We start from the raw sequence: 10,083 nt of genomic DNA, 5'->3' as shown, positions 1-10,083 counted from the left end.
CCGTATGCCCGGTGGTGTGAGAGGACGGGGGAGGCAACTCCCCCTCCTACTCGATGTCTTTTTCGGCCCATAGGGCCGCTTGGTCAATTTAACGCCAATTGTTACCAGGCCCCGTTTTACGGTGTTGTAAGGCACCTGTCCTTAGGGTGTTAACAAACTTGTCCACAGGTACTGTGGGTAACTGGTTCGTACCATCTGTGGCCGCGTCACCAAGGTTGAACGGGCAGAAAATTCTGTCAAAACTCTGTCATCCAGCGAATCCGGTCGCTTTAATAGCTCTGTAATTTATTGAAATTAATGCTTAAAGTGATTGTGGCCTGACCATTGCTTTGTCTTAATCAATACCGTTAGATCAGCAAGGCTTCCCACAACCGGGTGGTGTCAGGAGAAAGTTATGGTTCAGCGTGCCGACATTAACAGCGTTCTTTCCGATATTCGTTCACTGCGCTCGCAAATGAATCAGAACCAGCGTATTGAACAGGACCAGTCGGTGCGTGGCCGTATCGACGGGCCACGCCAGGTTGACCAAACCCGGGAAACATCAAACTTCGGCGATATGCTCAGCAACGCCGTAAACAACGTGAATGACGTTCAGCAGCACGCCAATGACCTGCGCACCGCCTATGACATGGGTGACCCCAATGTGGATATAACCCGTGTGATGCTTGCTGCCCAGAAATCGACTGTGTCCTTTGAAGCTCTAACCCAGGTGCGTAATCGCGTGGTTAGAGCGTACGAAGACATCATGAATATGCCAATCTGATAACGGAGCACAGACATGGCCAGCGTTCCCGCAGAAACCACCTCAAACATGCCAGCCGCCCAGGGTGGTGATAGCTCCGAGAGCAACAGTGATCTTTTTCTGGGATTTAACCGTCTGAACCTGCTGCGTCAGGTTGGTTTGATGGTAGGCCTGGCGGCCAGCGTGGCGCTGGGCGTTGCAGTTGTGCTCTGGGCCCAGGAGCCAAACTACCAGCCAGTGGTGGGGGACTTGTCAGCCTACAACCCTCAGGATGTCACAACCATTCTTGAGAGCAACGGTATTGAGTACAAGATGGACACTCGTACTGGTGCTCTGCTTGTGCCCTCCGATCAGGTTTACGATGCGCGTCTGAAACTGGCAGCTGAGGGTGTAACCGATCAGAAAACCATGGGTTATGAATTACTCGATAAGGATCGTGGCCTGGGCACATCGCAGTTTATGGAAACCGTAAGCTATCGCCGCGGCCTGGAGGGCGAGTTGGCGCGAACCATTGGCAGCATGCGCGGCGTTCGCAGTGCCAGGGTTCACCTGGCGATCCCTGAGCGTTCGGTGTTTGTGCGGGATGCCCGCGATCCGACGGCCTCTGTGTTTCTTGAAGCATTTGCCGGGCGCCGCCCGGAGCAGGAGCAGATTGCAGCGATTGTGAATCTGGTTGCCGGCAGTATCCCCATGATGAACAAAGACCACGTAACGGTGGTTGATCAAAATGGCAACTTGCTGACCGGCAAGGAAAGCCGGGACGATGGGGAGCGCATGCAGGATCAGTACGAATATACCTCCAGGTTTGAGGAGCGCCTGACGCGACGTGTGGCATCCCTGATAGCGCCCATTGTGGGTGAGGGCCGATACCGGGCAGAAGTGTCTGCAGATCTGGATTTTTCGTCGGTGGAGCAGGCAGAAGAGTTGTTTAACCCGGAACAACAGGCTGTTCGCAGTGAGCGTAACCTGACCGAGCAGCGTACCTCTGGCACTAATGGTGGCGTTCCCGGGGCATTGTCCAATCAACCGCCTGCCGATGCCACTGTGCCGGAGCAGGCAACCGCAAATGCAGATGATGAGGTGGCCGCAACGCCACCCCCGGTTAATGTGCGCAAGGAATCTACTCGCAACTATGAGATGGATCGCACGGTCAGCTACACTCGTCAGGAGCTGGGACGCGTAAGGCGTGTAACTGTGGCACTGGCTGTTGATGATATGAAAGTGGTTAATCCGGAAACCGGTGCAGTGACCTATGAGCCCTGGGCTGAACAGGAGTTGCAGCGTCTGAGCATGCTGGTGCGGGATGCGGTGGGCTATTCTGCCTCCCGTGGCGACAGTGTTACTGTGATGAACACCGCGTTTGCGCCTGAAGAAACCTATGAGTTTGAAGCCCCCGGATTCTGGGAGCAGCCCTGGTTTTGGGATTTGATGAAGCAGGTATTGGCGGGTTTGGTTATTCTGGTGCTGGTGCTTGGTTTGCTGCGCCCAACCCTGAAAAGCCTGTCTGGTAGCGGGCGCCGTGAGCGCGGAGACGAACCAGATGGCGACAGTGGCAGTGGGTTGGATGGTATAGAAGGTGGCGATGCCCTGCGCGAGGCTATGACCTCGCAAGACGACTTGCTTTTGCCGGGCGCTACAGACAGCTATGATAGACATTTGAACGCGCTTAAAGGCCTGATCGCTGAAGATCCGGCGAGGGTTTCTCAGGTGATGCGCCAGTGGGTGAATATTGATGACTGATCAGTCTATGCCGTCGGGTGTTGATGCGCCCCAGAAACCCCAGCGAAAAATTCCGCGGGTAGAGCAGGCTGCCATACTGCTGATGTCTTTGGGCGAGGCAGATGCTGCCGAAGTGCTCAAGCATATGGGCCCAAAAGAGGTTCAGCGAGTTGGTGTTGCCATGGCCCAGATGCAGGATGTCAGTAAAGACGACGTATCGTTTGTTCTGAGCCAGTTTGTAGATGCGGTCGGTGGTCAGACCGGGCTGGGTGTGGGTAATGATGACTATATTCGTGCCATGCTCACCCAGGCGTTGGGCGATGATAAAGCGGCCAGTCTGATTGACCGTATTCTCATTGGCGGTAATACCACGGGTCTGGATACCCTGAAATGGATGGAGCCGAGAGCCGTTGGCGACATTATCCGTTACGAGCACCCGCAGATTCAGGCCATTGTTATTTCCTATCTGGATCCTGACCAGGCCGCAGAAATACTCGCCACACTGGATAACAAAGTGCGCCTTGACGTGATGATGCGGGTTGCCTCTTTGGAAAGCATTCAGCCCCAGGCTTTGCAGGAGCTGAACGATATTCTGGAGAAACAGTTCTCTGGCGGTTCTGCAGCCCAGACCAGCCGCATAGGCGGTGTAAAGCGCGCTGCGGACATCATGAACTTTATGGATCGCAGTATTGAAGGCTCGTTGCTCGATTCCATCAAGGATATGGACCCGGACCTGGCCACCACCATCGAAGACCTGATGTTTGTGTTTGATAATCTTAAAGATATTGATGACAGAGGCATTCAGGCGCTGTTGCGGGAAGTGTCATCCGAGGTGCTGGTGGTTGCGCTGAAAGGCGCGGACGACGGGGTTCAGGAAAAAATCTTCAAGAATATGTCCAAGCGCGCGGCGGAATTGCTACAAGACGATTTGGAAGCCAAGGGGCCGGTTCGGGTGAGCGAAGTAGAATCTGCCCAGAAAGATATCATTACCATTGCCCGTCGGATGGCTGAAGCCGGAGAAATTACGCTCGGCGGCGCCGGTGAAGAAATGATGTGATGAAAGATTCCTCCAAAGACCTCAACCGTATTCCCAAAGAACAGTTAACCGCCTACGAGCGCTGGGAACTGCCGCTGCTCGATGCCCGTGGCAATGAGGTTGTCCGTGAGGAAGAGTTGAGTGTCAAACCTCTGACGGCCGGCGATATTGCCGAGATTCGCCAGGCTGCGCAGGAAGATGGCCGGGCTGAAGGCCGGGAGCAGGGCTTGAAAGAGGGCCATACCGAGGGCTACGAGCAAGGCCACACGGAAGGGCTGGAAGCCGGGCTGGCTGAGGGAAGAGAACGCGGACACAACGAGGGCTACGAAGAAACTCAGGCCAAAGTAGCCGCTAACCAGCAGCGCCTGGAACAGTTGCTGGGCGAGTTGGTACTGCCCATCAGCCAGCACCAGGATGAACTTGAAACCTCGCTGGTCAATCTCACCATGGTGCTTGCACGGGCGGTGGTGTACCGCGAGTTGACGATTGATTCGTCGCAAATCCGGCAGGTGGTTCGCCGGGCAGTGGAAGCGCTTCCTTCAACGGCAGAGAACATTCGCATTCATGTTCATCCGGATGACTACACTGTGGTCTGTGAAGTGGCAGAGCGCTTTGAGGCGACAGCCTCTGTGGTAGAGGACGAAGGCGTCTTACCTGGCGGCTGCCGGGTACAGACACGCAATAGTCTCGTCGACTTTACCGTTGAAAAACGCTTCCAGCGTGCTGTACAAGCCATGCTTGAGAAGCAGGCCGGCGACAATGAAAACGGCGAGCCGGATGAACTGGGCCCGCTGATGGATGATTTAACAGACTTTCATCGGGATGTGCTGAGCACTCCGGACAGCACGTCGCACGAAGACAATCCCACCAACGGTGAGCGTGATGACGACCTCCCTGGCTGATCGTCTGGATCAATACCAGGCCTACCTGCGCTCAAGCCCGGAACCCGAGTTGTCAGGCCGTCTGACCAGAATGGTAGGGCTGACACTGGAATGTGTGGGTTGCCCCATGGTGGTGGGCGATCGTTGCGTGATCAAAGGCGAAGGTAACGGTACTGTAGAAGCCGAAGTGGTGGGGTTTGAGGATGACAAAGTTTACCTCATGCCGTTAACCGCTATTGAGGGCCTGAAGCCGGGGGCCAGGGTAGTTCCCTTGTCTTCCGCCAGTCGTGTCCCCGTCGGCCCTCTGATGCTTGGTCGTGTGGTCGATGGCAGCGGCGAGCCTCTTGATGGCAAAGGGCCGCTGCAGGCTGAAGCGCGGGTGCCTCTTACCGGTGAAATCATCAACCCGCTCAACCGCGCCCCGGTGCGGCAATCCATGGACGTGGGTATCCGCACGATCAACTCGTTACTGACGGTCGGGCAGGGTCAGCGCCTGGGGCTTTTTGCCGGCAGTGGCGTGGGCAAAAGTATGCTGCTGGGCATGATGACCCGGTTTACTGATGCCGACATTACTGTGGTCGGTCTGATTGGTGAGCGGGGCCGGGAAGTCAAGGAGTTTATCGAAGATATTCTGGGCGAGGAGGGGCTATCCCGATCGGTTGTGGTGGCTTCTCCCGCCGATGATTCGCCCCTGATGCGCTTGCGGGCGGCTATGCTCACCACACGCATTGCCGAATACTATCGCGATAAGGGCAAGCGCGTGCTTCTGCTGATGGATTCGCTCACCCGATACGCCCAGGCCCAGCGTGAAATTGCGCTGGCGGTAGGTGAACCACCAGCCACCAAGGGTTATCCGCCTTCCGTGTTCGCTAAATTGCCACAACTGGTAGAGCGCACGGGCAACGGGTTGCCCGGTGGCGGCTCCATCACCGCGTTCTATACCGTACTCACCGAAGGTGACGACCAGCAGGATCCGATCGCCGATGCGGCCAGGGCGATACTGGATGGCCATATTGTGCTCTCCCGCCGTCTGGCCGAAGAAGGCCATTACCCGGCTATCGACGTGGAAGCTTCCATCAGCCGGGTTATGCCTCAGGTAACAGAAACCGAGCACTTTGCCCGGTCGCAGCGCTTCAAACAGGTGTATTCGCGATACCAGCAGGCGCGGGATCTCATTAGCGTGGGCGCGTATGTGAAGGGCTCGGATCCGGAAACCGATTTTGCCATCACCCATATCGGCAATATGCGCCAATTTCTGCAGCAAGGCCTCAACGAACGTGCGCCCCTTGCAGAAAGTATTGAAGGGTTGCTGTCTGTTGTACCCGAGCGACGCTCGCCGGATCGCCGCAAATCTGTGGTTCCGGACCCGACAGCGACTAGCACTAACAGAGGGGCTGGTTAATGCTGCGTTCTCAGCGGCTGAAGGTGGTGCTTGCTCTGGAAGAGCGCAAGGAAAAAGAAGCACTGGAGCTTATGGGCAAAGCCCGTGAGCTGGTGGAGCAGCACAGTGAGCAGGTTGCTAATCTGAACCGCTACCAACAGGAATACCGGGACCAGATTCGCCGCAACCAGCACGGCGTGGTTCAGGTCAGCCGTTTGCAGGCATGGCAGGCGTTTATTGCACAGCTTGATCAGGTTATCCTGCAGCAACAAAGGCAGCTTGATCAGGTTGAAGAAGCGTTTCAGGCCCGCCGGCAAGAGTGGCAACATGCCTGGGAACGCAGGCGAGGTATGGAAAAATACATCGAAACCTGCCGTCAGCAAGAATCCAGGGACCAGGATCTGAAGGAGCAGAAGTTGTCTGATGAGGCTGCGGGTCGCGCGTTTGCGCGCCGCCGCCGCTAATGCTTGCCTGAATCAACCCTGCTTCAATGCAAACTGGTGTTGCTGCGCTATCCTTAAGTGTGCGGGGCCGCCATAAATCAATCCAGGTGGTCAGACATTTCAGTGAATACCACCGGAGGTTTTGCGGATGCCAATTCAGACCTGCCGCAGTCACGACGGCCAGTCTTTGATCATAAAGATACAAGGGCGCTTCGACTTTAGTACTCACCAGGCCTTTCGTGATGCCTATGAGCATGGCGGAAAACATGTCGGTGGTTATATTGTGGACTTATCCGAAGCCACGTATCTCGACAGCTCTGCGCTGGGCATGCTGCTTTTGTTGCGAGACTATGCCGGGGGCGACAACGCCAGCATTGCCATTGAAAACTGCAACAATGATGTCCGGAAGATTTTAACCATTTCCAATTTTGAGCAATTGTTCACCATTCGATAATTGCGCCGGCCACTGGAATCTTCCATGGATGAATCTGCAGCAGAAAGTGGCCCTCTGAACATTCTCATTGCAGACGACAGTGATAGCGATCGTCTGATATTGAAAGCCCTGCTCAGGCAGCTTGGCCATGAGGTTTTAGAGGCAGCCAATGGCCAGGAAGCAGTCGCGCTGTTTCGTTCGGAAAACCCGGATATTGTGCTACTGGATGCCTTAATGCCCGCAATGGATGGTATGGAAGCTGCCAGGCAGATCAAACAGCTTGCCGGTGAGCATTTTGTGCCACTGATTTTTGTCACCTCTTTATCCGAAGCAGAAGGGTTGGCGGGATGCCTCGAAGCAGGTGGGGATGGGTTTCTTGGTAAGCCCTTTAACCGGTTGCTGCTCAAAGCCAAGATTAATGCTTTTAATCGAATGCGCTTGATGCACCAGGCCTTGTCGGATCAAAGAGATTTAATGCATGGGCATAACCGGCAATTGCTGGAAGAGCAGCACGTGGCGCGCCGGGTTTTCGATAACGTTGCGCACACCGGGTGTCTGGACGCAGCCAATATTCGCTTTCACGCCTCTCCCTTATCGGTTTTCAGTGGCGATGTACTGTTTGCCTCCCCCCGTCCTGCAGGCGGGATGCTTGTGTTTGCAGGAGACTTTACCGGGCACGGGCTACCTGCTGCCATTGGCGCTATGCCTCTGGCAGAAACTTTTTACGGCATGGCAAGCAAAGGCTTTGACGGGGTTGATATTCTCCGGGAGCTCAATCAGAAACTGGTGCGCATATTGCCCAAGGAGATGTTTTGTTGCGCGGTGATGGTTGAGGCGGATTTCGCGCTCAACCAGTTGAATATCTGGAACGGTGGCCTGCCTGATATATGGTTGATGCGCTCGAATACCGAGCGGTTTATTTTGCCTTCCAGACATTTGCCTTTGGGTATCCTGAGCGCTGAACAATTTAACGCCGGTATGGAAATCGTCAAGTCTCAGCCTGGGGATCGGCTGCTGTTGATGACCGATGGCGTACTCGAATGTACAAATGGTAGAGGTGAGCAATTTGGCGAGCAGGGAGTGCGCCTTGCTGTGGAGCAAGCTGGCTCTGAGGGCCACCCGTTTGATGCGCTGATGAGTGAGATACAGCGATTTACCGGGCACCAGAAGTTTGGCGACGATCTCACACTTTGCTGCCTGGAAATGGTGAGTGAAACAGGCCCTGCCAAGCTGTCAGATAACGCAGAGGCTTCTACTTTGGCCGGGCCCGAAGAATGGACCTGCGTGTATGAAATCCAGGGGCGCACAATGGCCGAATTCAACCCTCTGCCGCTGCTGTTGCACATTTGTATGGAAGTGCCTGGGCTGAGGCGCAAAAGTGGAGAAATTTATACTCTGCTGTCTGAGTTGTATAATAACGCCCTGGAACACGGCGTACTTGAGCTGCCCTCTGATTTAAAGCATACGCCTGAAGGGTTTGATCGTTACTATTCCGAGCGTACTGAGCGCCTGGCGCGGTTGAGCGGCCATTATATCCGGTTTTGTTTTTATCACGAGACTATGCAACAGGGTGGCCGCCTGATTATTGTTTGTGAAGATAGTGGCCGAGGATTTGATTTCAAAAGCCATCCCGTACTGCAAGCCACGAAGATGGCACAGAGTGGCCCGCGTTATGGGGGCAGGGGGTTGGCTTTGTTAAAACGACTGACAAAATCTGTCAGATTTCATGAACATGGCAATCGTGTAGAAATTGTCTATGACTGGCATTTTCAATGAGTGCTTTCAACAGAAACAAGGGAGTTGGTCATGGTTGATACACCACACCTTGATGAAGACGCTTTGGCAGAGCTTCAGGATGTAATGGAAGACGAGTTCGATATGCTGATTCAAACCTATATCAACGACTCGAGCGACCGAATTGCGAATCTTAAGACAGCCTTGATTGAGGGGAAGGCAGATGCCTTCACCAAAACGGCTCACAGTTTTAAGGGTAGCTGTATCAATATCGGGGCGCCCCGCCTGGGTGAGTTGTGCCGGGAAGCCGAGGCAGTGGGTCGGGATGAGCGCCTGGGCGACGCTCCACCCTTACTGGCCACCATAGAGGCAGAGTTTGGACGAGTGACCGATGGTCTCCATGCTTTGATGGCCCGTGGTGTAGGGTAGGCTGACTTCAAAGCAACGGAGTCTGGCTGGCATTGCTTTTGCCTTGGCATCGCTTTTGCAGCGGTATGGGAAATCGCCTGAAAGGCAGTCTTGAATCAGACTGTATCAGGTGCCTGCGGATCAAAAGCGGCAAGAGGTTGCCATGACACAGACGGTTCTCCCCCAGACTCCTGCGCCAGGGATGCAGAGTGATGCCGGTCCATCCAAAGCCGGTTCCGGTCGTGACAGCAGTGCCAGCGAAAGCCGGTATGATTCGGTTTCCCGTGCGGAGCAAAAGCGTCTCGACCAGAAGCAATCCGAACGTAGCGACAAGGCCCGGCAAGCCGATGCCAAAAACGCCAAAAATGAAGACAGTGCGCAGCCAGCGAACCAGGCCGGATCGGGCAGAAAAGCCAGTGAATCAGGTAAGGGAGGTAAGACTGGCGCAAAGGGTGAAGGCCAAGTGGCTGAAAATAACGCTGGCAACAAGAACCCGGAGACCGCAGCTGACATGGAAGCCACCACAACCCCGCTTACCTTTGCAGAACTGCAGGCGCTATTGCACCCGGCAACCGGTTCCGGTGCGAACAGCCCTGGTCTGGCACCGGGGACCGAGTTGTTTGCCAGGCTGATCGGTGGGAAGCCGGGGCAATCAAGTGCGGGCGGCCTGCCGCTTATGGATGCCCTGATGCCGGCGGCCGGGCAAAAAGCAGGCGCTATAGATCCCTCCAGTTTGTTGACCGGTACCCGGTTTGAATCCACCCTGGACCTGGTTTCCCAGCAAGGTGCCAACGCCACCGGAAAGCTGGCGGCAGAAGCCCAGGTGCCCCTGAGAGGCTACACAACGTCGCTGGATGTGCCGGTGAACCATGCTGAGTGGGGTGACAAGCTGATGGGGAAGCTCAGTTGGCTGACTGCCAAAAACCTGTCAGTTGCAGAAATCCATCTAACCCCGCCTGATATGGGGCCAATGGAGGTTCGTGTTCGCGTTCAAAATGACCAGGCCAATATCACTGTTCATGCGGCCAATCCTGTGGTCAGGGATCAGCTGGAACTGCACTCGCACCGGCTGCGGGACATGCTGGGTGAGCAGGGCCTGGATTTGGCCCGGTTTGATGTCTCCAGCAACTCCCAAAACCAGTCAGGAGAGCAGGATGGCACCGAGGGGGATGGTTCGTCGCCTGGCTCAGGTTCCTTGCAGCCAGGTGCGGAAAACGGTGACGGAGACATGCAGGTTGGTAACCTTGATCTGAGCTGGAAGGGCGCCGTCGACATCTTCGCCTGAGTGTCTGACATCTTATTGTGA

The 10,083-nt window shown here is 55.3% G+C and carries 10 protein-coding genes; all 10 read left to right on the top strand.

From position 1 onward, the window contains the following. Nucleotides 1-394: 394 nt before the first annotated feature. The 10 genes from fliE to ACTHYN_RS11795 all read left to right on the top strand — a co-directional run bounded on the left by fliE (nt 395) and on the right by ACTHYN_RS11795 (nt 10,062). Nucleotides 395-763 (top strand): flagellar hook-basal body complex protein FliE, encoded by a 369-nt coding sequence (gene fliE, locus ACTHYN_RS11840; RefSeq protein WP_441812656.1) that lies wholly within the window; start codon nt 395-397, stop codon nt 761-763. A gap of 15 nt (nt 764-778) precedes the next feature. Further along, entirely contained in the window at nt 779-2,482 is a 1,704-nt protein-coding gene (gene fliF / locus ACTHYN_RS11835) for a flagellar basal-body MS-ring/collar protein FliF (RefSeq protein ID WP_441812655.1), read from the top strand. 7 nt (nt 2,483-2,489) lie between these two features. Next, nucleotides 2,490-3,518, top strand: a complete 1,029-nt coding sequence (fliG, locus tag ACTHYN_RS11830; protein WP_441812658.1) for a flagellar motor switch protein FliG — start codon at nt 2,490-2,492, stop codon at nt 3,516-3,518. Continuing rightward, nucleotides 3,518-4,399 carry a flagellar assembly protein FliH gene (locus tag ACTHYN_RS11825; RefSeq protein WP_441812654.1) on the top strand — a complete coding sequence of 294 codons (882 nt, stop codon included), beginning with the start codon at nt 3,518-3,520 and terminating at the stop codon, nt 4,397-4,399. Before fliG ends, ACTHYN_RS11825 begins: the two co-directional genes overlap by 1 nt. Beyond that, entirely contained in the window at nt 4,380-5,780 is a 1,401-nt protein-coding gene (gene fliI, locus ACTHYN_RS11820) for a flagellar protein export ATPase FliI (RefSeq protein ID WP_441812653.1), read from the top strand. Before ACTHYN_RS11825 ends, fliI begins: the two co-directional genes overlap by 20 nt. Continuing rightward, nucleotides 5,780-6,223 carry a flagellar export protein FliJ gene (fliJ, locus tag ACTHYN_RS11815; protein ID WP_441812652.1) on the top strand — a complete coding sequence of 148 codons (444 nt, stop codon included), beginning with the start codon at nt 5,780-5,782 and terminating at the stop codon, nt 6,221-6,223. The genes fliI and fliJ overlap by 1 nt, the downstream gene beginning before the upstream one ends. 127 nt (nt 6,224-6,350) lie before the next feature. Next, a complete protein-coding gene (locus tag ACTHYN_RS11810) occupies nt 6,351-6,656 on the top strand; it encodes an STAS domain-containing protein (protein ID WP_441812651.1) in 306 nt (101 codons plus the stop codon). Between the two features lie 24 nt (nt 6,657-6,680). Further along, on the top strand, nt 6,681-8,411 hold the full coding sequence (locus ACTHYN_RS11805; RefSeq protein WP_441812650.1) for an ATP-binding SpoIIE family protein phosphatase: 1,731 nt from the start codon (nt 6,681-6,683) through the stop codon (nt 8,409-8,411). Nucleotides 8,412-8,441: 30 nt separating this feature from the next. Then, a complete protein-coding gene (locus ACTHYN_RS11800; RefSeq protein ID WP_441812649.1) occupies nt 8,442-8,798 on the top strand; it encodes an Hpt domain-containing protein in 357 nt (118 codons plus the stop codon). A gap of 142 nt (nt 8,799-8,940) precedes the next feature. Continuing rightward, nucleotides 8,941-10,062, top strand: coding sequence for a flagellar hook-length control protein FliK (locus ACTHYN_RS11795; protein WP_441812648.1), 1,122 nt, complete (start codon nt 8,941-8,943; stop codon nt 10,060-10,062). Nucleotides 10,063-10,083 lie beyond the last annotated feature (21 nt).

Source organism: Marinobacter sp. (assembly GCF_052091845.1).
Lineage (GTDB): Bacteria > Pseudomonadota > Gammaproteobacteria > Pseudomonadales > Oleiphilaceae > Marinobacter.
This window is presented reverse-complemented; position numbering and strand designations above follow the sequence as displayed.

Bases quoted from the DNA above. Each gene is read 5' to 3' on its own strand.
- fliE (WP_441812656.1), top strand. From the start codon at position 395: ATGGTTCAGCGTGCCGACATTAACAGCGTTCTTTCCGATATTCGTTCA.
- fliF (WP_441812655.1), top strand. From the start codon at position 779: ATGGCCAGCGTTCCCGCAGAAACCACCTCAAACATGCCAGCCGCCCAG.
- fliG (WP_441812658.1), top strand. From the start codon at position 2,490: ATGCCGTCGGGTGTTGATGCGCCCCAGAAACCCCAGCGAAAAATTCCG.
- ACTHYN_RS11825 (WP_441812654.1), top strand. From the start codon at position 3,518: ATGAAAGATTCCTCCAAAGACCTCAACCGTATTCCCAAAGAACAGTTA.
- fliI (WP_441812653.1), top strand. From the start codon at position 4,380: ATGACGACCTCCCTGGCTGATCGTCTGGATCAATACCAGGCCTACCTG.
- fliJ (WP_441812652.1), top strand. From the start codon at position 5,780: ATGCTGCGTTCTCAGCGGCTGAAGGTGGTGCTTGCTCTGGAAGAGCGC.
- ACTHYN_RS11810 (WP_441812651.1), top strand. From the start codon at position 6,351: ATGCCAATTCAGACCTGCCGCAGTCACGACGGCCAGTCTTTGATCATA.
- ACTHYN_RS11805 (WP_441812650.1), top strand. From the start codon at position 6,681: ATGGATGAATCTGCAGCAGAAAGTGGCCCTCTGAACATTCTCATTGCA.
- ACTHYN_RS11800 (WP_441812649.1), top strand. From the start codon at position 8,442: ATGGTTGATACACCACACCTTGATGAAGACGCTTTGGCAGAGCTTCAG.
- ACTHYN_RS11795 (WP_441812648.1), top strand. From the start codon at position 8,941: ATGACACAGACGGTTCTCCCCCAGACTCCTGCGCCAGGGATGCAGAGT.